At 70.3% G+C, this 22,916-nt stretch carries 22 protein-coding genes; 20 read left to right on the forward strand and 2 right to left on the reverse strand.

The features are described from left to right. The first annotated feature begins 255 nt into the window (after positions 1–255). The 3 genes from rho to prfA all read left to right on the forward strand — a co-directional run bounded on the left by rho (position 256) and on the right by prfA (position 4,027). Positions 256–2,331, forward strand: a complete 2,076-nt coding sequence (rho, locus tag Vlu01_RS19635) for a transcription termination factor Rho (RefSeq protein WP_204001668.1) — start codon at positions 256–258, stop codon at positions 2,329–2,331. A 286-nt stretch (positions 2,332–2,617) separates the two neighbouring features. Next, complete coding sequence (gene rpmE / locus Vlu01_RS19640; RefSeq protein WP_155214744.1) at positions 2,618–2,842, forward strand: 50S ribosomal protein L31; 225 nt, start codon at positions 2,618–2,620, stop codon at positions 2,840–2,842. 96 nt (positions 2,843–2,938) lie between these two features. Continuing rightward, on the forward strand, positions 2,939–4,027 hold the full coding sequence (gene prfA / locus Vlu01_RS19645) for a peptide chain release factor 1 (RefSeq protein ID WP_204001671.1): 1,089 nt from the start codon (positions 2,939–2,941) through the stop codon (positions 4,025–4,027). A gap of 15 nt (positions 4,028–4,042) precedes the next feature. Here prfA and Vlu01_RS19650 read toward each other — a convergent pair whose 3' ends face one another. Next, the gene (locus Vlu01_RS19650) at positions 4,043–5,593 is read right to left on the reverse strand and encodes a GGDEF domain-containing protein (RefSeq protein ID WP_204001674.1); all 1,551 of its coding nucleotides are present in this window, start codon (positions 5,591–5,593) and stop codon (positions 4,043–4,045) included. Positions 5,594–5,663: 70 nt separating this feature from the next. Here Vlu01_RS19650 and prmC point away from each other — a divergent pair, with 70 nt between their 5' ends. From prmC to Vlu01_RS19670, 4 genes are all read left to right on the forward strand, one after another. After that, positions 5,664–6,644, forward strand: coding sequence for a peptide chain release factor N(5)-glutamine methyltransferase (gene prmC, locus Vlu01_RS19655; protein WP_204001677.1), 981 nt, complete (start codon positions 5,664–5,666; stop codon positions 6,642–6,644). Continuing rightward, on the forward strand, positions 6,644–7,288 hold the full coding sequence (locus Vlu01_RS19660; protein WP_204001720.1) for an L-threonylcarbamoyladenylate synthase: 645 nt from the start codon (positions 6,644–6,646) through the stop codon (positions 7,286–7,288). The genes prmC and Vlu01_RS19660 overlap by 1 nt, the downstream gene beginning before the upstream one ends. Next, the gene (locus Vlu01_RS19665) at positions 7,289–7,900 is read left to right on the forward strand and encodes an arsenate reductase/protein-tyrosine-phosphatase family protein (protein ID WP_204001680.1); all 612 of its coding nucleotides are present in this window, start codon (positions 7,289–7,291) and stop codon (positions 7,898–7,900) included. A gap of 95 nt (positions 7,901–7,995) precedes the next feature. Beyond that, the gene (locus tag Vlu01_RS19670; protein WP_204001692.1) at positions 7,996–10,110 is read left to right on the forward strand and encodes a transglycosylase domain-containing protein; all 2,115 of its coding nucleotides are present in this window, start codon (positions 7,996–7,998) and stop codon (positions 10,108–10,110) included. 56 nt (positions 10,111–10,166) lie between these two features. Here Vlu01_RS19670 and Vlu01_RS19675 read toward each other — a convergent pair whose 3' ends face one another. Next, positions 10,167–11,642: an SDR family oxidoreductase gene (locus Vlu01_RS19675; protein ID WP_204001695.1), complete on the reverse strand. Its 1,476-nt coding sequence runs from the start codon at positions 11,640–11,642 to the stop codon at positions 10,167–10,169. Between the two features lie 34 nt (positions 11,643–11,676). On the opposite strand from Vlu01_RS19675, the gene glyA reads away from it, so the two are divergent. From glyA to Vlu01_RS19740, 13 genes are all read left to right on the forward strand, one after another. Continuing rightward, on the forward strand, positions 11,677–12,963 hold the full coding sequence (glyA, locus tag Vlu01_RS19680; protein ID WP_204001699.1) for a serine hydroxymethyltransferase: 1,287 nt from the start codon (positions 11,677–11,679) through the stop codon (positions 12,961–12,963). Further along, positions 12,960–13,433 carry a Cg1360 family ATP-synthase-associated protein gene (locus tag Vlu01_RS19685; protein ID WP_204001701.1) on the forward strand — a complete coding sequence of 158 codons (474 nt, stop codon included), beginning with the start codon at positions 12,960–12,962 and terminating at the stop codon, positions 13,431–13,433. Before glyA ends, Vlu01_RS19685 begins: the two co-directional genes overlap by 4 nt. 165 nt (positions 13,434–13,598) lie before the next feature. Next, on the forward strand, positions 13,599–13,820 hold the full coding sequence (locus tag Vlu01_RS19690) for a hypothetical protein (protein WP_093405421.1): 222 nt from the start codon (positions 13,599–13,601) through the stop codon (positions 13,818–13,820). After that, on the forward strand, positions 13,821–14,642 hold the full coding sequence (gene atpB, locus Vlu01_RS19695; RefSeq protein WP_204001704.1) for a F0F1 ATP synthase subunit A: 822 nt from the start codon (positions 13,821–13,823) through the stop codon (positions 14,640–14,642). A gap of 97 nt (positions 14,643–14,739) precedes the next feature. Next, on the forward strand, positions 14,740–14,964 hold the full coding sequence (gene atpE, locus Vlu01_RS19700; RefSeq protein ID WP_204001706.1) for an ATP synthase F0 subunit C: 225 nt from the start codon (positions 14,740–14,742) through the stop codon (positions 14,962–14,964). A gap of 29 nt (positions 14,965–14,993) precedes the next feature. After that, positions 14,994–15,524, forward strand: a complete 531-nt coding sequence (locus Vlu01_RS19705; protein ID WP_204001708.1) for a F0F1 ATP synthase subunit B — start codon at positions 14,994–14,996, stop codon at positions 15,522–15,524. Continuing rightward, entirely contained in the window at positions 15,524–16,345 is an 822-nt protein-coding gene (locus tag Vlu01_RS19710; RefSeq protein WP_204001709.1) for a F0F1 ATP synthase subunit delta, read from the forward strand. Before Vlu01_RS19705 ends, Vlu01_RS19710 begins: the two co-directional genes overlap by 1 nt. 92 nt (positions 16,346–16,437) lie before the next feature. Then, positions 16,438–18,084 (forward strand): F0F1 ATP synthase subunit alpha, encoded by a 1,647-nt coding sequence (atpA, locus tag Vlu01_RS19715; RefSeq protein ID WP_204001710.1) that lies wholly within the window; start codon positions 16,438–16,440, stop codon positions 18,082–18,084. A 9-nt stretch (positions 18,085–18,093) separates the two neighbouring features. Further along, positions 18,094–19,032 carry a F0F1 ATP synthase subunit gamma gene (locus Vlu01_RS19720; protein ID WP_204001711.1) on the forward strand — a complete coding sequence of 313 codons (939 nt, stop codon included), beginning with the start codon at positions 18,094–18,096 and terminating at the stop codon, positions 19,030–19,032. Further along, positions 19,032–20,486 (forward strand): F0F1 ATP synthase subunit beta, encoded by a 1,455-nt coding sequence (atpD, locus tag Vlu01_RS19725; protein WP_204001712.1) that lies wholly within the window; start codon positions 19,032–19,034, stop codon positions 20,484–20,486. Before Vlu01_RS19720 ends, atpD begins: the two co-directional genes overlap by 1 nt. A 283-nt stretch (positions 20,487–20,769) precedes the next feature. Then, on the forward strand, positions 20,770–21,918 hold the full coding sequence (locus tag Vlu01_RS19730) for an LCP family protein (RefSeq protein WP_204001713.1): 1,149 nt from the start codon (positions 20,770–20,772) through the stop codon (positions 21,916–21,918). Positions 21,919–22,007: 89 nt separating this feature from the next. Continuing rightward, positions 22,008–22,292, forward strand: coding sequence for a F0F1 ATP synthase subunit epsilon (locus Vlu01_RS19735; RefSeq protein WP_204001714.1), 285 nt, complete (start codon positions 22,008–22,010; stop codon positions 22,290–22,292). A 12-nt stretch (positions 22,293–22,304) separates the two neighbouring features. Beyond that, positions 22,305–22,760, forward strand: coding sequence for a DUF2550 domain-containing protein (locus Vlu01_RS19740; protein WP_204001715.1), 456 nt, complete (start codon positions 22,305–22,307; stop codon positions 22,758–22,760). Positions 22,761–22,916: the final 156 nt, after the last annotated feature.

Below are 22,916 nucleotides of genomic sequence, written 5' to 3' on the forward strand. Positions count from 1 at the left end.
CCCTGCGGGTCGGCGCACCCCCGAAGCTTTCGGCGGTAGCCCGTCACCCCTGCCTAGGCCCACGCCGCACCGCAGTCTTCACTGGTCGCCGCAGACGGCGAAAACCCGTTCACCGCTCCACCAGGTGGTCGGGCGACCGACCGGCTGCTGTGTTACAGACTCCCGCGAAGCGTCATGCGAGGCGGGTGTACCGAGGCCGCCCGGCCACCTGTAGTCGATTCCGGGCAGTCCCGGCCTATCGAGGGAAGGAATCCATTGAGCGACACCACCGACGTGACGTCGGATGTTTCCAACGTCGCTGGCGATGCCACCACCGCTGCCCCCGCCCGCCGTCGACGCAGCGGCACGGGTCTGTCGGCGATGCTGCTGCCGGAGCTGCAGAGCCTGGCCGCGTCGCTCGGCATCTCGGGGACGGCTCGCATGCGGAAAGGCGAGCTGATCAGCGCGATCGCCGAGCGGCAGGGCGGCGCCGCCGGGACCCCTCGACCACGGGCCGAGGTCGCGGCGGCCGCCGCACCGGTCCGCGAGGAGGTCCACGCGGAGGTACGGGACGCGGGTGAGCGGCCGGAGGCCGAGCGCCGTGGCACCGAGCAGCCGGCGGCGACCGTCGAGAGCGAGGGCCGTGGCCGCACCCGGCGTAGCCGGACCGCCGTGGCGGAACCGCGTGCCGAGGAAGTCACCGCCGAGGGCGAGCGGTCCGAGGGCCGGTCCGGCCGTGACCGTGGCACCGAGCGGGCTGAGCGTGCTGACCGGGGCACCGAGCGCGGTGAACGGGCTGAGCGTGCCGACCGGACCGCCGAACGCGGTGAACGGGCTGAGCGTGCTGAGCGCGGTGAGCGTGGCGCGGAGCGGACCGAGCGCGGTGAGCGTGCCGCGGAGCGGACCGAGCGCGGTGACCGTGGCGGCGAGCGGACCGAGCGCGGTGACCGTGCCGAGCGCGGGGAGCGTGCCGCGGAGCGGACCGAGCGCGGTGAGCGTGCCGAGCGCGGTGACCGTGCCGCCGACCGTGGCGAGCGGAGTGACCGGAGCGACCGGGGTGACCGGGGACAGCGTGCCGAGCGGGACAACGACGGTGACGACGACGGCGACGGCAACGGTCGGCGCAGCCGGCGCAGCCGCTTCCGGGATCGTCGACGGGGCCGCGGTGACCGCAACGAGTCCGGTGGCGACGGCGGCCGTGAGCCACAGGTCGGCGAGGACGACGTGCTCGTGCCGGTGGCCGGCATCGTGGACGTGCTGGACAATTACGCCTTCGTCCGGACCACCGGCTACCTGGCCGGCGCCAACGACGTCTACGTGTCGATGTCCCAGATCAAGAAGTACGGACTGCGACGCGGTGACGCGATCACCGGCGCGGTGCGGGCGTCGCGTGACGGCGAGCAGCGGCGCGACAAGTACAACCCGCTGGTCCGGCTGGACACCATCAACGGGATGGAGCCGGACGAGGCCAAGCGTCGGCCGGAGTTCTACAAGCTCACCCCGCTGTACCCGCAGGAGCGGCTGCGGCTGGAGACCGAGCCGCACATCCTCACCACCCGGGTGATCGACCTGGTCATGCCGATCGGCAAGGGGCAACGAGCGCTCATCGTCTCGCCGCCGAAGGCCGGTAAGACCATGGTGCTGCAGGCGATCGCGAACGCCATCACGCACAACAACCCGGAGTGCCACCTGATGGTGGTGCTGGTGGACGAGCGGCCCGAAGAGGTCACCGACATGCAACGGTCGGTCAAGGGCGAGGTCATCGCGGCCACGTTCGACCGCCCGCCGCAGGACCACACCACCGTCGCCGAGTTGGCGATCGAGCGGGCCAAGCGCCTGGTCGAACTGGGCCACGACGTGGTCGTACTGCTCGACTCGGTGACCCGGCTCGGTCGGTCGTACAACCTGGCGGCGCCGGCCAGCGGCCGGATCATGTCGGGCGGTATCGACTCCACCGCGCTGTACCCGCCGAAGCGCTTCCTCGGCGCAGCCCGCAACATCGAGAACGGCGGCTCGCTGACCATCCTCGCCACCGCGCTGGTGGAGACCGGTTCGATGGCGGACACGGTGATCTTCGAGGAGTTCAAGGGCACCGGTAACGCGGAGCTGAAGCTGGACCGGAAGATCGCCGACAAGCGGACCTTCCCGGCCGTGGACGTCAGCGCGTCCGGCACCCGCAAGGAGGAGATCCTGCTCGCGCCGGAGGAGCTGGCCATCGTGCACAAGCTCCGCAAGGTGCTGCACTCGCTGGACTCGCAGGCGTCGCTCGACCTCCTGCTGGACCGGCTGAAGCAGTCCCGCACCAACATCGAGTTCCTGATGCAGATCGCCAAGTCGACGCCGGGGGAGTGAAACCCCCGAGCAGCAGACGGTGAGGTGAGGGGCGTGGCCGATGATCGGCCACGCCCCTCACCGTCACCCGGCTCGGGCGGGCAGGAATGCTCGCGGGTGTGGCGGGAATGCGGTCGAACGGCGCGGTGTTGACCTGCTCGACCGGTGCCGCCGCGAGGCGCGGCCCGCCTCCAGGGGCGGCCGGTGCCCATGGCAGACTGGTCAATCGGCCACTGGTTCCGGTTCACGCCCACAGCAGCAGGCACAGGGGCGACCCGGCGACCACAGACGAGAGGACCGAGGCGACATGAAGCCCAACATCCACCCGGAGTACGTGACCACCGAGGTCACCTGCTCCTGCGGTAACACCTTCACCACCCGCAGCACCGCCAAGGGCGGCTCGATCCACGTCGAGACGTGCAGCGCCTGCCACCCGTTCTACACGGGCAAGCAGCGCGTGCTGGACACCGCCGGCCGGGTCGCGAAGTTCCAGCAGAAGTACGCCAAGGCCCAGGGCAAGAAGGCCAAGTAGCTTCTCGTCTGACGCCCGCGTCCGGTTTTCCGCCGGGCGCGGGCGTCGTCCGTCTGGGTCCCGGTTTCCCCCGCCGTCCAAGGAGCGATTCCGAGCATGAGCAGCGAGCGCCTGGCCGCCCTCCTCGACGAGTACGCCGAGTTGGAGAAGCGGCTGGCCGACCCCGCGATCCACGCCGACCAGGGCACCGCCCGACGGGTCGGCCGGCGCTACGCCGAACTGGTGCCGCTGCACAAGGCCGCCGGGGAACTGGAACAGGCGCGGGCCGATCTCGCTGCCGCGCGGGAGCTGGCCGACGAGGACGCCTCCTTCGCCGTCGAGGCCGAGACGATCGCGGCGACGCTCCCGGCGCTGGAGGAACGTCTCGCCGAGCTGCTCATCCCGCGTGACCCGCACGACGCCAAGGACGTCATCGTCGAGATCAAGGCGGGCGAGGGGGGTGAGGAGTCCGCGCTGTTCGCCGGTGACCTGCTGCGCATGTACACCCGGTACGCGGAGCGGCGCGGCTGGCTCACCGAGGTGATCGACGCTCAGGACTCCGACCTCGGCGGGGTCAAGGACGCCTCGCTGGCGATCAAGACCAAGGGCGTGCCCGAGGGCGGCAACGGCGTCTGGTCCCGGTTGAAGTGGGAGGGCGGCGTGCACCGGGTGCAGCGGGTCCCGGTCACCGAGTCGCAGGGACGCATCCACACCAGCGCGGCCGGGGTCCTGGTGCTGCCGGAGGCCGAGGAGGTCGACGTCACCATCGACCCGAACGAGCTGCGCGTCGACGTTTTCCGCTCGTCCGGTCCGGGCGGCCAGTCGGTGAACACCACGGACTCGGCGGTGCGGATCACCCACCTGCCCACCGGCATCGTGGTCTCCTGTCAGAACGAGAAGTCCCAGCTGCAGAACCGTGAGCAGGCCCTGCGGATCCTGCGCGCCCGACTGCTCGCCGCCGCGCAGGAACAGGCCGACGCCGCCGCGTCGGACGCCCGCAAGGCCCAGGTGCGTACGGTGGACCGCTCGGAGCGGATCCGCACGTACAACTTCCCGCAGAACCGGATCACCGACCACCGGATCGGCTTCACCGCGTACAACCTCGATCTGGTGCTCGCCGGGGAGTTGGACGGCGTGCTCGACGCGCTCACCGAGGCGGACCGGGCCGCGCGCCTGGCGGGGGACGTGGAGCTGACCCGCCGCTGAGACAGCCCTCGTCGGTCAGGCGATACGTGGTCGCGCCTTGGCCCGCAGCATCTCGCGGTCAGCGGTCTCGAAAGCGGCGCTGAGCGCGTCCCGCTTGCCGGGGTTGCCGATACCCACCTCGGCGAAGCCGATGCTGACGCCGACCGGGGTGCCGGGTACCAGCGACTCCCAGTCCTCGGTGCGCACGGCGGCGTCGATGCGCCGAGCCACCTCGGCCGCTTCGGACATGCCGGCTGCCGGCAGCACCACCACGAACTCGTCGCCGCCGTAGCGGGCGACGAAGTCGCCCCGACGCATCACCCTGTTGATCACTCCGGCGACGCGTTGCAGGACCAGATCCCCCGAGTGGTGCCCGTGCCGCGTGTTGACCGCCTTGAACCCGTCCAGGTCGCAGACGCCGATCACCACCCGTTCGCCCCGCGCGACAACGGCCGCGATGTAGCGCTCCAGCCGGCGTCGGTTGGGCAGCCCGGTCAGCGGGTCGGTCAGCGCCTCACCCTCGAACCGCGCCGCCTCACGGCGCATCTCCTCATGGTCGATCCGCGCGGCGATGCCGTCGATGTAGACGTCGCGGAGCCGGTCGTGGCGCTGCGCGGCGAGCCGGAAGGCCAGCCGATCGGCCCGGTGCGCGGCGGCGTGGTCACCGGCGCATCCCAGCGCCATGCTGCGTAGCCGAGCCGATTCGGCCGCACCGAGCGTCTCGGCGGACACCTGGACACTGTCCAGCCGGGTGACCGCCTCGATCGGCCGCCCGCTGGCGATGGCGAGGCACACCTGGCCGAGCTGGCGCATGTCGCGGGCGCGGGCGCTGTCCGCGCCGTAGCCGAGCAGCCGGGCGGGATCCTGACCCGGAGCAGGGGTGACGTCGTCGCCGAGCGCACACCGGCGGGCGGCGGCGTAACCGTAGGCGGCCAGGCTGCTGGGGCGCAGCCGGTCCGCCCGCCCGGCGGTGACGAACCGGTCGAGGTCGCCGCCGACATCCCGCAGTACGCGCAGACAGCCGTCGCTGTCACCGGTGTGGTCCAGGGCGACCGCGTTGCGCAGCCGGATGCCCGGCGCGGCGAAGGTCTCCTCCGGTATGCCGGCGGCGTTGCCGAGTTGTCGGGCGCGTTCGATCGCGCCCAACGCGTACCCGTGGAAGCTGAGGTACGAGTAGGCCATCGCCAGGTCGTGCCAGCCCCAGGCGGTGTCCCGGTCCGGGTCCTCCACCGCGCCGAGCGCTCGCGCGGCCTTGACCAGGTGCGTCACACAGCGGTCCAATGCGCCCTGATGATGGGCGGCCAGCGCGGCCAGCGCGTTGAGGTGCCCGTGCAGGTAGGGCTCGGCAAGGTCGCGTACCGCCGCGGAGGCCTCCTCGATGGCGCGGGTGTACTCGGCGGTGCGCCCGAGATTGATCAGGGCTGAGAGCCGCTGCACGAGTGCGTCGGCGCGGGCGTTCGGATCACGGGTGGCACACAGCACCCGGTCCAGGAGCCCGTACGCCTCGGTGGAACGGCTCACCTCCTGCAACGCCCGCGCTTTCGTCAGGGCGTCAACCTGGTCCTCGACCCGGTCGAGCCAGCCCACCCGCGACCTCCTGTCGGTGTGCCGCTGCACCCGCTTTTGCACGTGCACGGCGACGCCTCATGATTATTGCGTGGCCACCGCACCGCAACACCCGTCCGAAGGGACGAGACGTCACCGTCCGGGTCCCGTGATCGCCGAGGCGGCTCGTACGCTTGCCGCAGTCGGCGTGACCTCGGCCCGTGCGGAGGCTGAGCTGCTGGCCGCGTACGTGCTCCAGGTCCCCCGGGGGCGGTTGGCGCTGGCGGACGGGTTCACCGACGGGCAACGAGACAGTTACCGCGCACTCGTGGCCCGCCGGTCGCGGCGGGAACCGTTGCAGCATCTCACCGGCACGGCCGGCTTTCGGCACCTGGAGTTGGCCGTCGGGCCCGGCGTCTTCGTGCCGCGCCCGGAAACCGAACTCCTCGCCGGCTGGGGCGTCGACCAGGCTCGACAGGTCGTACGAGCCGGCGCCGGGCGGGCTGGAGGGCGACCGGAGCCGCTGGTGGTGGACCTGTGCAGTGGGTCCGGAGCGATCGCCCTGTCGGTGGCGTACGAGGTGCCGGACGCCCGGGTGGTGGCGGTGGAACGCTCACCCGAAGCCCTGGCCTGGCTGCGGCGCAACGCGGCGGCCAGGGTTGCCGCCGGTGACCGGCCGGTCGAGGTGGTGGCGGCGGATGTCACCGATCCGGCCCTGCTGGACGAACTGGTCGGCCAGGTGGACGTGCTGCTGTGCAACCCGCCGTACGTCCCGCTCGCGGTGGCCGTGCCACCGGAGGTGGCCGACCACGACCCGGCGGAGGCCGTGTTCGGTGGGGCCGACGGGCTGGACGTCATCCGTCGGGTGATCGACCGTGCGGGGTTCCTGCTGCGTCCCGGCGGTGCCCTCGGCATCGAGCACGACGACAGCCACGGCACGGTGCTGCCTGATCTGCTCGCCGCCGACGGTCGGTACGCCGCGATCGTCGACCATCGTGACCTTGCCGAGCGGCCCCGCTTCGTCACGGCGTCCCGCCTCGCGGACCGCCCGCCACCCGATCCGCCGGTGACGTGGCAGACTGGCTCCTCGTGATGCTCTACGACTGCCGATCGCTCGCCGACCGGGACCGCGGCATCGCTGCGGCCATCGAGGCGGTCCGCAACGGCGAGCTGGTCGTCCTGCCGACCGACACGGTCTACGGGATAGGTGCCGACGCGTTTACCCCGTACGCGGTCAAGGCGTTGCTGGACGCCAAGGGTGTCCCGCACTCGCCGCCGCCGGTGCTGATCGGTTCCCGGCACACCCTCGACGGCCTGGCCTACACGCTGCCGGCTGCGGCGCGGGACTTGGTGGAGGCTTTCTGGCCGGGTGCGCTGACCATCCTGGTGCGGCACTCGGCGAGCCTGCGGTGGGATCTCGGCGACGACAGCGGCACGGTGGCGGTGCGGATGCCGCTGCACCCGGTGGCGCTGGAGGTGCTGCGCGAGACCGGGCCGATGGCGGTGGCTTCGGCCAACAGGATCGGTCAACCGGCCGCGCTCACCGCCGACCAGGCGCGCGATCAGCTGGCCTACTCGGTGCGGGCCTACCTGGAGGCGGGACCGGCGGTGGATCCGGTGCCGAGCACGATCGTGGACCTCACCGGTGACGAGCCGCTGCTCGTCCGGGAGGGCGCGATCGACCTGGCCCGGCTCCGCGACGTGGTGCCGGAACTGCGTGAGAGCCAGGTGGTGTAGGTGCCTCCCTTCACCGTCCTGCACGTCTGCATGGGAAACATCTGCCGCTCGCCGATGGCCGAGCGGCTGCTCACCCTCGCCGTGGCCGATCGGCTGGCCCGGCGCGAGGTCGACCCGGCCCGGGTCGACGAACTGCTGCACAGCCACAGCGCCGGCACCGGTGGTTGGCACGCCGGTGAGGAGATGAACCCGCCGGCCGCCCGTCAGATCACCAGTCGGGGTGGCAACGTCGCCGGGTTCGCCGCGCGCAAGTTGCGCTCCGACCACATCGACGGCGCTGATCTGGTGCTGACCGCCACCGCGGACCAGCAGGAGTACGTGACCGCGTTGCGGCCCGACGCCACTGCCCGCACCTTCGTACTCGGCGAGTTCGGTCGGCTGCTGGCGGCTCTCGATCCGGCGGTGCTGCCGACGCCCGAGGCCACCGCCGACGCGCTCCACGCTCGTGGCGTGGCGCTGGTGGAGGCGGCGCACGACGCCCGCCAGGGTGCCGCCGCGCTGTCCACCGACGACCTGGACGACCCGTGGGGGCGCGGCGACCAGTGCTTCAGCCGGGTGGCCGACGAGATCGAGGAGACGGTGCAGCCGCTTGCCGCGCTGCTGCTCCCCTGATCGGCGAATTTCATCCGGGTTTCATGAAAGGCGCGGCAGAAGGGGTGATTAGCGCCATTCTGGGGGAGTCCTGACGGCTCCTGCGGGGAGAGCTGATGACCCGGGCGTTCCTGCCGAAGATGTTCACCGTCCTGCTGGCCGGTACGCTGGCCGGCCTGGTGCTGGCGGTGGCGGCGCTACCGGCCGCGCTGGTGTTCGGCATCGGATTCTCGGCGCTCTCCGCGCCGTACGCGGAGTTGCCCAACACGCTGCGGACGCCGCCGACGGCCCAACGGTCCAACCTCTACGCCAACGACGGCACCACCCTGATCACCTCCTTCTATCAGGAGGACCGGGTGGACGTGCCGCTGGGCGAGGTGGCCCCCGTGATGCGTCAGGCCATCATCGCCGCCGAGGACGCCCGCTTCCACGAGCACAGCGGGGTGGACCTGCGGGGCATCGTGCGGGCGTTCACCGCCAACCGGCGCGACGGTGCCACCCGGCAGGGCGCCTCCACGCTGACCATGCAGTACGTCCGCAACGTGCTGAGCACGGACCCCCGGCTCAGCGAGGCGCAGCGGGCCGCGGCTACCGAGGTGAGCACCGCCCGCAAGATCCAGGAGATCCGGTACGCCCTGGCGTTGGAGCGGGAGCTGAGCAAGGACGAGATCCTCACCCGCTACCTCAACATCGCGTACTTCGGTGCCGGCGCGTACGGCATCGCCGCCGCCAGCAAACGGTACTTCTCCACCTCACCGGCGAAGCTCACGCTGGCCCAGGCGGCCCTGCTGGCCGGGCTGGTCCGCTCCCCGCACACTGACGACCCGATCAACGGCGACGCCGACAGCGCGACCGCCCGTCGCGGCTACGTGCTGGACCGGATGGTCGAGTCGGGCGTGGTGCCGGCCGACGAGGCGGCGCGGGCCACCGCCCAACCGTTGAACCTGCGGCCCAGCGAAACTCCGAACGACTGCACCGCGGTGCCCGAGGGGCACAACGACTGGGGCTTCTTCTGCGACTGGTTCACCCGGTGGTGGAACAGTCAGCAGGCGTTCGGCGGCAACGTCGACGAGCGGCAACGCACCCTACGCCGGGGCGGATTCAGCATCGTCTCCGCACTCGACCCCGGGGTGCAGCGGGCCACCACCGAACAGGTGCGACGGATCTATCCGGCCGAGCACCCACACGCCATGCCGACCGCCGTGGTCCAGCCCGGCACCGGGCGGGTGCTCGCCATGTCGGTCAACCGGATCTACAGCGTGGCGGCGAACCCGGCGGGGCAGCCGAACCATCCCCACACCGTCAACCAACTCGTCGCCGGTGGCGGCTCCATCGTCGGCTACCAGGCCGGTTCCACGTTCAAGCTGTTCACCATGCTGGCTGCCCTGGAGGCCGGGCTTCCCCTGAACACGGTCTTCGACGCGCCCTCCCGGATCGTGACCGACTTCCGGGTCAGCGGCGGCGAGGCGAACTGCGGGGGGTACTGGTGCCCGGAGAACGCCAGCGCCTCGGTGAGTGGCCGACACGACATGTGGACCGCCTTCGGCGACTCGGTCAACACGTACTTCGCCTGGTTGACCGAGCGGATCGGTGCGGACCGGGTGGTGGAGATGGCCGAACGCCTGGGCATCGTGTTCCGCGCTGACGACGATGTCCAGCTGGCCCGACACGGCGCGCGTGAGTGGGGACCGTTCACCCTGGGCGTCTCCGCCACCACCCCGCTCGACCTGGCCGGGGCGTACGCGACGCTGGGCGCGGAGGGCACCTGGTGTGCGCCCACGCCGGTCGTTTCGATAACCGACGCCGCCGGTCGCCGGGTGGCCGCCGGGCAACCGGACTGCCGACAGGTGCTCGACGTCGACGTGGCTCGGGCTGCGGCGGACGCGGCCCGCTGCCCGGTCGGCGACCAGTCCATGTACCACGCCTGCGACGGCGGCACGGCGACCGGGTTGCGCGGTCAGCTCGGCCGACCGGTGGCGGGCAAGACGGGCAGTTCCGAGCGGTACGCCACGGAGACGGTGGTGGCCCTCACCCCGCAACTGGCGGTAGCGGCGATAGCGGCCAACCCCGACGAGCCGAGTGACGCCGTCGGCCGTACGGTGCAGACCGCCATGGTGGAGGGAGTCGGCGAGATCCTCTCCTTCGCGCTGCGCGACGAGCCGGTACGCGATTTCGTGCCGCCCAGCGACACGACCGCCTGGCGGGTCACCGGTCAGCGCACCGGCAACTGACCTCGCTACCCGAACCCGGGAAGCGCATCGGCACCTGGCCGTGCCCCCGAACCCGGTCAGCGGGCCGGCGCGGACTCCGTGATCCGCTCCGCGCCCTCGGCGATGTTGCGGGCCATTCCGCCGAAGACCAGGGCGTGAAACGGCGCCACCGCGGCCCAGTACGCGTGCCCGGCCAGCCCCCGAGGCAGGAACACCGCCCGCTGTCGGTAGCTGACCTGTCCGGTGTCGTCCCGTTGCACCCGCATCTCCAGCCAGGCCCGGCCGGGCAACCGCATCTCGGCGCGCAGTCGCAGCAGTTCACCGGGGACGATCTCCTCCACCCGCCAGAAGTCCAGTGCCTCGCCGACCCGTAGCTGGTGCGGGTGACGCCGGCCGCGCCGCAGCCCCACCCCACCGACCAGCCGGTCCAACCAGCCGCGCACCGACCAGGCCAGTGGGAACGAGTACCAGCCGTGCTCTCCGCCGACTCCCTCGATCACCTTCCACAACGCCTCCGGCGGTGCCGCCACCGTCCGCTCCCGCAGGTCCGTGTACGCGGTGCCGCCGCTCCAGCGCGGGTCGCTGGGCAGCGGCTCGGCGGGTGCGTCCGCCCCGGCCGCGTTCGACCAACGGGTCTCCACCTGGGCGTCGCGCACCTTGGTCAGCGCCAGTTCGACGGACTTGTCGAAACCGGTGAGCCCGCCCGGCGGGTCCGGCAGGTAGGCCGCGATGTCGTGCTCGTGCGCGACCGACTCGTGTACCAGGCTCTCCACCAGCGGTCGGGCGAGCGCGTTCGGCACCGGGGTGACCAGTCCGACCCAGTACGACGACAGCGTGGGCGTCAGCGGCCGTACCGGCAGCAGGAGCCGGCGGGAGAGCCCGGCCACCCGGGCGTAGCGCTGCATCATGTCGCCGAAGGTGAGCACGTCCGGACCGGCGATGTCGAAGGCCCGGTTGACCTCCGGCGGCAACCCCGCACAGCCGACCAGGTAGCGCAGCACGTCGCGAACCGCGATCGGCTGGATCCGGTTGGCGACCCAGCGCGGAGTGACCATGACCGGCAGCCGTTCGGTCAGGTAGCGCAACATCTCGAACGACGCGGACCCGGAACCGATGATCACGGCGGCCCGCAGCACCACCGTCGGCACTCCGCTGTCCAGCAGGATCCGACCCACCTCGGTGCGGGAGCGCAGGTGCGCCGACGAACGTTCGTCGGGGGCCTCCGGCCCGCCCAGGTAGACGATCCGGCGTACGCCCGCGGCGCGGGCCGCTGCCGCGAAGGTGCTCGCGGCCTGCCGGTCGGCGGCCTCGAAACCGGCCTGGCCGAGCGAGTGCACCAGGTAGTAGGCCACGTCGACGCCGTCGAAGACGCCGGCCAGGCTCTCCGGCCGGCTCAGGTCACCCTCGACCACCTCGACCCGGGAGGCCCACGGCACGTCGCGCAGCCGGCCGGCCCGCCGCGCCAGACAGCGCACGGTGTGTCCCTCCGCCAACAGGCGCGGCGCCAACCGCCCGCCCACGTATCCTGTCGCGCCGGTCACCAGGCATCTCACCCCTCCAGTCTGCGGTCTCATAGACTCTGGCGCTGTGGAGACCGCCGAGGGCACCTTCTGGGGGCCGGACTTCGAGCAGCTCAGCACGACCGACCCGGAGATCGCGGAGGTGGTGCTCGGCGAGCTCGACCGGCTGCGCGGCGGCCTGCAACTGATCGCCAGCGAGAACCTCACCTCGCCGGCGGTGCTGGCCGCGTTGGGCTCCACGCTGACCAACAAGTACGCCGAGGGTTACCCGGGTCGGCGCTACTACGGTGGCTGCGCGCAGGTGGACCGGGCCGAGGAACTCGGCATCACCCGGGCGAAGGACCTCTTCGGCGCCGAGCACGCGAACCTCCAGCCGCACTCCGGCGCGAGCGCCAACCTGGCCGCGTACGCCGCCCTGGTGCAACCGGGTGACACCGTGCTGGCGATGGAGTTGCCGCACGGCGGGCACCTGACCCACGGCAGCCGGGTGAACTTCTCCGGTCGGTGGTTCAACCCCGTCGGCTACACCGTCCGGCGGGACACCGAGCTGATCGACTACGACGAGGTACGGGATCTCGCGCTGGCCCACCAGCCGAAGATGATCATATGTGGGGCGACGGCCTATCCACGGCTCATCGACTTCGCCCGGTTCCGGGAGATCGCCGACGAGGTCGGCGCGTACCTGATGGTGGACGCCGCGCATTTCATCGGGCTGGTCGCCGGGCAGGCGATCCCGTCGCCGGTACCGTACGCCGACGTGGTCTGCGCGACCACCCACAAGGTGCTGCGCGGCCCGCGCGGCGGCATGATCCTCTGCCGCGAGTCGCTGGCCGAGCGGATCGACAAGGCGGTCTTCCCGTTCACCCAGGGCGGCCCGTTGATGCACGCCGTGGCGGCCAAGGCCGTCGCGCTGCACGAGGCGGCGCAACCGGCGTTCCGCAGCTACGCCGCGCAGGTGGTGGCCAACGCGCGGGCGCTCGCCGACGGGCTGGCGGCCGAGGGGATGCGCCCGGTCTCCGGCGGCACCGACACCCACCTCGCCCTGATCGACCTGCGGGAGTACGGGGTCACCGGCGCCGAGGCCGAGGCGCGGTGCGACGCGGTGACCATCACGTTGAACAAGAACGCGATCCCGTACGACCCGCAGAAGCCGATGGTCGCCTCCGGGATCCGGGTGGGCACCCCCAGCGTCACCACCCAGGGCATGGCGGAGGCGCAGATGCGTCAGATCGCCGAGCTGATCGCCCGGGCGGTGCGGACCGACCCGTCCGCACCGGGTGGGGCCGACGAGCTGACCCGGATCACCACCGAGGTGGCCGAGCTGGCCGCCGAGTTCCCGGCGTACCCCCGATGAGCGGGCCCCGCGCCGGCGAGCCCGGCGTACCCCCGGCGAGCGTTCCTCGGGCGGGGGAGCCCGGTGCCATCCGGGCCCGGCTGCCGTACCTGCGTCTTCCGCTGCTCGCCTGCGCCGCGCTGGCCGTGGTCGCGGTGCCGACCGCCGCCGTGCTGCGTGGCCCGACCGGCGCGGCCGGGGTGGCCGCAGGCATCGCGCTGGTGATCGTCAGCTACCTGATCTCGGGTCTCTCGGTGGCCTGGGCGGACGCGGTGCACCCGCGACTGATCATGTCGGTGGGGCTTGTCACCTACGTCACGAAGATCGTCATTCTGGGCGTGGTGATGGCTGCTGTGGCGGCCACCGGCTGGCCAGGTCTGCCCGACCTGGGCGTGGCCATCATCGCGGCCGTGGTGGTGTGGACCGGAGCCCACCTGACCTGGGCGTTGCGCTCGCCGCTGCCCAGCGTGGACCGTTCGTCGGATCACTGACCGTACGGCTGCCGTTTCCCGGGCGTTTCGTGGGCCTGTCCGGCTGGTCGGACAGGAGTAGGCTGACCCCGGCTTGATGCGCCGCACCCGCCGCCCGCACGCTGCTCGCAGTGTGGGGGGTGCCGCACACTCGCGAAACACCCGGCTGATAGTGTTCGCGACGTCATGGCCGACAACCCCCACCGCAGAAGCCCCGACGAACACTCGTCGGAAGGTGTCGCCGGAGCCGTCCTCGGCTACCTGCTCGCCGGCATCGTGGTGTGGGGATTCCTCGGCTGGTTGGCGGGGGAGTTCCTGGGCCTGCCGACCGGCGTCGGAATAGCCGTCGGCATGATGCTCGGCGCAGCCGGAGCGATCTACCTGATCATGAAGAGGCTCAGTGCCTGAGTGCCGGCACGCGCGGGTCTGTCGAGTGCGGAGGATGACACGGTGAGCGGACAGCTTGTCGCCGCAGAGGGCCTTCCCTGGCCCCCGAGCGTCGGAGACTTCTACCCGCCGGATCTCGCCGGTCCGTGGGTCACGAAGTTCACGCTCATGGTCTGGCTGGCCGTCGGGCTGTTGATCGTCTTCTTCATGGCCACCTATCGCAACCCGAAGCTCGTGCCCAGCAAGGGCCAGTGGATGGCGGAGTCGGTCTACGGTCTGGTCCGGGACAACATCGCCCGCGAGCAGATGGGCCGAGACGGCATCCGGTTCGCGCCCTATTTCACGGTGCTGTTCTGTTTCATCGTGGTGACCAACCTCTTCGGCATCGTCCCCGGATTGCAGATCTCGCCGAACTCGCACATCGCCTTCCCGATCGTGCTCGCACTGATCTCCTACGTGATGTACCTCTACATCGGGGCTCGCAAGCACGGCCTGGGCCGCTACCTCAAGCAGAGTTTGATCCTGCCGGGCGTGCCGTGGCCCATGCACTTCCTGCTGATCCCGATCGAGTTCCTGCAGACCTTCGTCGTCCGACCGGTCACCCTGGCGGTCCGACTCTTCGCCAACATGTTCGCCGGCCACCTGATCCTGCTGGTGTTCACCGTCGGCGGCTTCGTGATGCTCGCCTCGGACAACATCTTCATCCAGATCTCGTCGGTCGCCGCCTTCGTCATGGCGATCCTGATGGCCTTCTTCGAGGTGCTGGTCGCGCTGCTGCAGGCGTACGTCTTCGTGACCCTGACCGCCAACTACATCGGCAGCTCGCTCGCCGACGAGCACTGATCCGCCACAAACTTCGGCGGGCCGCCCGGCCCGGCCAAGCTTCCGGCACGACCGCGTACGCGTGAACCTCACGCGTCTACTAGGAGGAATACCCGCAATGGACGTTCTCGCCGCCATCAACGGTAACGTCAACACCATCGGCTACGGCCTCGCCGCCATCGGCCCCGGTATCGGCGTCGCCCTGGTCTTCGCGGCCTACATCAACTCCAGCGCCCGCCAGCCGGAGTCCGCCGGCTACAACCGCACCTGGCTGGTCCTGGGCTTCGCGCTGGTCGAGGCGCTCGCCCTGTTCGGCCTGGTGCTCGCCTTCGCTGTCAACTGACCGTCCGTTAGTCGACCCGGAGGTCTGACATGTATGTCGCCGCTGAAGGTGTAGAGCACCACCCGCTCGTGCCGATCTGGCAGGAGCTCGTCATCGGGACGATCGCCTTCGCCCTGCTCTGCTTCGTGCTGCTGAAGTTCGTGATGCCGCGTATGGAGGCGATGTACCAGGCGCGGGTCGACGCGATCGAGGGCGGCCTCAAGCGTGCCGAGGCTGCCCAGGCCGAGGCCAACCAACTGCTGGAGCAGTACCGGGCCCAGCTCGCCGAGGTGCGTACCGAGGCGGCGCGGATCCGGGACGACGCCCGCGCCGACGCCGAGTCGATCCGTACCGAAATCCTGGCCAAGGCCCGGGAGGAGTCCGACCGGATCATCGCCGCCGGTCGGGATTCGCTGGCCGTGGAACGGCAGACCATCGTGCGCGAGCTGCGCGCGGAGGTCGGCGGTCTCGCGGTCGACCTGGCCAGCCGGATCGTGGGCGAGTCGCTCGCTGACGAGGCTCGCCGCAAGGGCACCGTCGAGCGGTTCCTCACCGATCTCGAGAGCGCGGGGGCCCGCTGATGCAGGCCGCCAGCCGGGAGTCCTACGCCGCCGCGCTCGCGCGGCTGGAGGAGTACGTCCGGGGCGTCGAGGCGTCGGCGGCGGCCGCCACCGGCGCGGAGCTGCTCGCCGTGGCGGACCTGTTGCGGCGTGAGGTCCGGCTGCGCCGGGCGCTCTCCGACCCGGCCCGCGAGGGTTCGGACCGCACGGAACTGCTGAACTCGGTGCTCTCCGGCAAGGTCGGTGTGGACACGCTCGACCTGCTCGGGACGCTGGTCGCCGGCCGCTGGTCCGCGCCGTCGGAGCTGCTCGACGGGGCGGAGAGCCTTGGCGTGCAGACCCTGCTCGCCAGCGCGGACCGCGCCGACGAGCTGGGCGAGGTGGAGGACGAGCTGTTCCGCTTCGGCCAGGTGGTCGCCGCGGACCCGCAGCTGTCCAACGCCCTGTCCGACCCGATGGCGCCGGTGGCGCAGCGGGCCGAGCTGGTCGGGATGCTCCTGACGGGCAAGGCCCGGCCGGTGACGGTGCGGCTGACGGAGGCGGCGCTGGCCGGCTTCGGTGGGCGCTCGTTCACCGCCGCGCTGTCCCGACTGGTGGAGTTGGCGGCGGAGCGGCGGGACCGGCAGGTCGCGTACGTGACGGTCGCCGCCCCGCTCACCGAGGAGGAGGAGCAGCGACTGGGCGATCGGCTTTCCGCCATATACGATCGACCGGTTGCTGTCAAGCTTACGGTTGACCCGGCGATCCTCGGAGGAGTGAGCGTACGGGTGGGTTCGGACCTCTACGACGGGACGATCCTGCGCCGCCTCAACGAGACCCGCAACGCGCTCGCGAAGCGCTGACCAGCACCCAGCGAAGCGCCCGGAAAGACAGTCGACCCGAGGACCGGTCGGTACTAGGTATCCCGGGCCCCTGATACTTAAGGAAGCAGAGGATGGCCGAGCTGACCATCTCGACGGAGGAGATCCGCGGCGCTCTGGAGCGCTACGTCTCCTCCTATTCGCCCGACGTCTCCCGCGAGGAGGTCGGCACCGTCGCCGACACCGGTGACGGCATCGCCCACGTCGAGGGCCTGCCCTCGACCATGACCAACGAGCTGCTGGAGTTCGAGGACGGCACGCTCGGCGTGGCGCTGAACCTCGACGTCCGGGAGATCGGTGTCGTCGTCCTCGGCGACTACGCCGGGCTCGAAGAGGGGCAGCGCGTCAAGCGCACCGGCCGGGTGCTCTCGGTGCCGGTGGGTGACGCCTTCCTGGGCCGCGTGGTCAACGCGCTCGGCCAGCCGATCGACGGCCTCGGTGAGATCGCCGACGAGGGCTACCGGGAGCTGGAGCTGCAGGCCCCCAACGTGATGGCCCGGCAGTCGGTCTTCGAGCCGCTGCAGACCGGCATCAAGGCCATCGACGCGATGACCCCGATCGGTCGGGGCCAGCGGCAGCTGATCATCGGTGACCGAAAGACCGGCAAGACCACGGTCGCCCTGGACGCCATCCTCAACCAGCGGGAGAACTGGGCCTCCGGCGACCCGAAGAAGCAGGTCCGCTGCATCTACGTCGCCATCGGTCAGAAGGCCTCCACCATCGCCTCCATCAAGGGGCAGCTGGAGGAGGCGGGCGCGATGGAGTACACCACCATCGTCGCCTCCCCGGCGTCGGACCCGGCCGGCTTCAAGTACCTCGCCCCGTACACCGGCTCCTCCATCGGGCAGCACTGGATGTACGGCGGCAAGCACGTCCTGATCGTCTTCGACGACCTGAGCAAGCAGGCCGAGGCGTACCGGGCCGTGTCGCTGCTGCTGCGTCGTCCGCCGGGCCGCGAGGCGTACCCGGGTGACGTCTTCTACCTGCACTCCCGGCTGCTGGAGCGCTGCGCGAAGCTCTCCGACGAGATGGGCGGCGGCTCGATGACCGGCCTGCCGATCATCGAGACGAAGGCCAACGACATCTCGGCCTTCATCCCGACGAACGTCATCTCGATCACCGACGGCCAGATCTTCCTGGAGACCGACCTGTTCAACCAGGGCGTCCGGCCGGCGATCAACGTCGGTACCTCGGTCTCCCGGGTCGGCGGCGCGGCGCAGGTGAAGCCGATGCGCAAGGTCGCTGGCTCGCTGCGGCTGAACCTGGCCCAGTTCCGTGAGCTGGAGGCGTTCGCCGCCTTCGCCTCCGACCTGGACAAGGCATCCCGCGCCCAGCTCGACCGCGGTGCCCGCCTGGTGGAGCTGCTCAAGCAGCCGAACTACTCGCCGTACCCGGTGCAGGAGGAGGTCGTCTCGGTCTGGGCCGGCACCGAGGGCAAGCTGGACGACGTCCCGGTCGGCGAGGTGCGGCGCTTCGAGACGCAGTTCCTGGAGCACCTGCGGCGTAAGCACAACGCCACCCTTCAGGCGATCGCCGACAACAAGTGGGACGACGAGATCATCGCGACCCTGGACGCGGCCATCACCGAGTTCAAGCAGGGCTTCCTCGGCCGCGAGGACGAGCGCTCGATCAACGAGGCGCCGGCGGAGCCGCTGGAGGGCGAGTCCGAGCACGAGACGGTCACCCGCTACAGCGGCGGTGCTCCGGCCGAGAAGCGTTAGGGTCGGGCCATGGCGGCGCAGGTACGTGTTCTTCGTCAACGCATTCGCTCGGCGAAGGGGATGAAGAAGATCACCAAGGCGATGGAGCTCGTGGCGACGAGCCGGATCGCCAAGGCTCAGGCCCGGGTCGAGGCGTCCCTGCCGTACGCCCAGGCCATCACCGGCGTGCTCACGGCGCTGGCCTCCAACGCGCGGATCGACCACCCGATGCTGACCCCGCGCGAGCGGGTGCGGCGGGCGGGCGTGCTGCTGGTGACTGCCGACCGGGGCCTGGCCGGTGGCTACAGCTCCAACGCGATCCGCACGGCGGAATCGCTGATCGCCCGGTTGCGGGCCGACGGCAAGGAGCCGGTGCTCTATGTCATCGGGCGCAAGGGAGTGTCGTTCTACCGCTTCCGCAACCGGCCGATCGAGGCCAGCTGGACGGGCTTCTCGGAACAGCCGGGATTCGCCGACGCCCGCGAGGTCGGTGAGACGCTGATCAAGGCGTTCGTCGCCGGCGCGGACGACGAGGCGGACGGTCCGGGACCGGACGGGGTACGCGGGGTGGACGAGCTGCACATCGTCTACACCGAGTTCAAGTCCCTGATGACCCAGAACCCGGTCACCCGCATCATCGGCCCGTTGCAGGTCGAGGAGCGGCCCCGCTCGGAGGCGGCGCCCGGTGTCCTGCCGGACTACGAGTTCGAGCCCAACCCGGAGGCGCTGCTCGACGCGCTGCTGCCGAAGTACATCAACACGCGGATCTACGCGGCGTTGCTGGAGTCGGCGGCGAGCGAGTCGGCAGCCCGTCGGCGGGCGATGAAGAGCGCCACCGACAACGCCGAAGAGATGATCGACAAGTACACGCGTGAGATGAACTCGGCCCGCCAGGCCGGGATCACCCAGGAGATCAGTGAGATCGTCGGCGGCGCGAACGCGCTGGCCGCGTCGGGAAGTGAAGTGTGATGACTGTATCCGCAGTTGCTGGTGGACCAGCTGAGACCAAGACGGCCACGGGTCGCGTGGTCCGGGTCATCGGCCCGGTCGTCGACGCCGAGTTCCCGCGCGACGCCATGCCGGACCTGTTCAATGCGCTGCATGTGGACGTGACCCTGTCCGGTGGCGAGAAGACGCTGACCCTGGAGGTCGCCCAGCACCTGGGTGACAACCTGGTCCGCGCGATCTCGATGCAGCCGACCGACGGCCTGGTGCGCGGTGCCGACGTGCGCGACACCGGCTTCCCGATCCGGGTGCCGGTCGGTGACGCGGTCAAGGGCCACGTCTTCAACGCCATCGGTGAGTGCCTCAACCTCACCGAGGGTGAGACCATTCAGGCCGACGACCACTGGGGCATCCACCGCAAGGCCCCGGCCTTCGCCGACCTGGAGCCGAAGACCGAGATGCTGGAGACCGGCATCAAGGTCATCGACCTGCTCGCCCCGTACGTGAAGGGCGGCAAGATCGGCCTGTTCGGCGGTGCCGGTGTGGGCAAGACGGTGCTCATCCAGGAGATGATCACCCGGGTTGCCCGTAACTTCGGTGGTACCTCGGTCTTCGCCGGCGTGGGTGAGCGCACCCGCGAGGGCAACGACCTCATCCACGAGATGACCGACTCCGGCGTCATCGACAAGACCGCCCTGGTCTACGGCCAGATGGACGAGCCGCCGGGCACCCGGCTGCGGGTCGCCCTCTCCGCGCTGACCATGGCCGAGTACTTCCGTGACGTGAAGAAGCAGGAGGTGCTGCTCTTCATCGACAACATCTTCCGCTTCACCCAGGCCGGTTCCGAGGTTTCCACCCTGCTGGGCCGGATGCCCAGCGCGGTGGGCTACCAGCCGACCCTGGCCGACGAGATGGGCGAGCTGCAGGAGCGGATCACCTCCGTCCGGGGCCAGGCCATCACCTCGATGCAGGCGATCTACGTGCCGGCGGACGACTACACCGACCCGGCCCCGGCCACCACCTTCGCCCACCTGGACGCGACCACCAACCTGGAGCGGTCGATCTCCGACAAGGGCATCTACCCGGCGGTGGACCCGCTGGCCTCCTCGTCGCGGATCCTGGCCCCCGAGTTCGTCGGCCAGGAGCACTTCCAGGTGGCCAGCGAGGTGAAGCGGATCCTGCAGCGTTACAAGGACCTGCAGGACATCATCGCCATCCTCGGTATCGAGGAGCTCTCCGAGGAAGACAAGATCACGGTCCAGCGGGCCCGGCGGATCGAGCGCTTCCTGTCGCAGAACACCTACGCGGCGGAGCAGTTCACCGGCGTGCCGGGCTCGACGGTTCCGATCAAGGAGACCATCGAGGCCTTCCGCAAGATCAGCGAGGGCGAGTACGACCACTTCCCCGAGCAGGCATTCTTCATGTGCGGCGGACTCGACGACCTTGAGAAGAAGGCCGCCGAGCTGATGAAGAGCTGATCCTTCTCTGTCAACGGAAGGCCGTCCCGGTAACACCGGGGCGGCCTTCCGTTCATCTTGACGACGTACCATCGTCGCCGCCCGGCGTTCCGCGCTCGGCGATCACGGCGACTGCGAGATACCGTCAGTTGCGATGTCCAGGCACCGACGCCGGATCGTGGCAGTCGCGGTCCGGTGAAGTTTCTGGCCATCACCCAGCCATGGTCATGTCCTGATGGCCGTTGATCGGTTAAACCATTCGGACCCGCGCGCCCGTATTCCCCAGTGGGCGCGACGAACGGAGATGCTCGTGGGTAAGGCCGGCAGGCGCGGCAAGCGTGGTGGGCGATCGTCCGTGTGGCGGGGCGTGCCCCGGTGGGCGCAGCTGTGCACCATCTTCGGGGTCGTCCTGATGATGCTCAGCGGGACCAGCCTGGTGGGCGCGGAGGCACTGATGGCCCGCTACGAGGGGGCAATCGGCAAGGCCGACCTCTTCGGCGACCAGGCGGCCGGTGCCAACACGCGTAAGAGCGACATCAAGGGTCCGCTCAACATCCTGCTCGTCGGCATCGACCCCCGCGACGAGGACACCCTGCCACTGTCCGACGCGATCATGGTCCTCCACGTGCCGAAGGAGATGGACCGCGCGTACCTCTTCTCCCTCCCGCGAGACCTGTACGTGGAGATCCCGTCGTTCCCCAAGGCGGAGTTCGGCGGCGCCACCACCAAGCTCAACGCCGCGATGTCGTTCGGCAGCCGGGTGCCCGGGGGCAAGCCGGACCCCGCCCGCGGCTTCGAACTGCTCGCCCTCACCGTGCAGCAGGTCACCGGCATCAAGCGGTTCGACGCTGGTGCGATCATCAACTTCAACGGCTTCAGGAAGATCGTCGACGCCATGGGCGGCGTCACGATGAAGATCGAGCGCGAGGTCCGCTCCGAACACCGCGAACCGAACGGCAAGCACCGCAAGGGCAACCCCAACGGGGAGGGCTACATCGGCCCGCAGGCGGTTTACCCGAAGGGTAAGCAGCACCTGAGCGGCTGGCAGGCGCTGGACTACGTCCGTCAGCGGTACCCGGAGAACGGTGTCCCCGACGGTGACTACGGCCGGCAGCGGCACCAGCAGCAGTTCGTCAAGGCGATGGCCGCTCAGGCACTCAGCGCCGACGTGGTGACCAACCCGGTCAAGCTGGACAAGGTGCTCCGCGCGGCAGGCGAGTCGCTGATCTTCAGTGGTCGGGGGCACAGCGTGATCGACTTCGGCCTCGCTCTCAAGGACATCCGCCCCGGCAACATTCAGATGATCAAGCTGCCGGGTGGTGGCATCAAGGAGAACGGCAAGTATCTCGGCGAACGGTTCGCGCCCGAGGTGGACGACTTCTTCGTCGCCCTGGAGCGGGAACTGCTCGACCCGTTCCTCCTCGAACATCCGAAGCTGGTGAACACTGGCTGACCGTGGTGCAGGTCTCGGCACCCGCCTGAAGAACAGGTCCGGGACGCGACTAGAATTTGCCCAATCCGCCGCCTCAGCAAGGAGACAGCGTGGCAGAGCAGCTAAACGTCCAGCTCGTGGCCGTCGAGGAAAAGGTCTGGTCGGGCAAGGCCGATATGGTCATGGCCCGCACGACCGAGGGTGAGCTGGGTGTGCTGCCGGGGCACGCGCCCATGCTCGGCCAGCTCGCCGAGCCCGGCCAGGTACGCATCAAGCTTCCCGGGGGCGAGCAGCTCACCTACGACGTGGCGGGTGGCTTCCTCTCGGTCAGCGACCGGGGTGTGACCGTACTGGCGGAGAACGCCACTCCGGCCACCGCAGCTTCGGGTAACTGAGCCGACCCGCCGATGGAGATCGTCGAAGGGGTCGGAATCGGCGTCGCCGTGATCCTCGGCGCGATCCTGTTCCTCTTCATCCGGCGGGCTCTGGTCACCCGAAGCGGTGGCATCATCCGGCTCAGTGTCCGGACCACCACCATGCTCGACGGCCGTGGCTGGTCGCCCGGCTTCGGTCGCTTCGTCGGCGACGAACTCCGCTGGTACCGCATGTTCAGTTTCGCCGTACGACCCAAACGGGTGCTGTCCCGCGAAGGGCTGACGGTCGAACGACGGCGACTGCCCGAGGGGCAGGAACGAATGTCCATGCCCGCCGACTGGATCATCCTCCGCTGTACCAGTCGACACGCCCCGGTCGAGATCGCCATGGCACGATCCACCGTCACCGGGTTCCTCTCCTGGCTCGAGGCCGCCCCTCCGGGGGCGGTCTCGCCGCCTGTGGCCTCCCAGGACTGGCCGGCCGCCTGAACCTCGGCTGTGCCCCGCTTTGTGGGCGCTGTCCGGCTGTGGTCTCGATATCCGGTCTGGCTGTTGCCGGCGTGGCCATTGGTGTCCGGTCTGGCCTGTTGGGGTGTGGGCTGCCCTGCGCTCGCTGTGGGGTGTGGGTTTTTCCGTGCGCTCACT

Source organism: Micromonospora lutea, assembly GCF_016863535.1.
Taxonomy (GTDB): Bacteria; Actinomycetota; Actinomycetes; order Mycobacteriales; family Micromonosporaceae; genus Micromonospora; species Micromonospora lutea.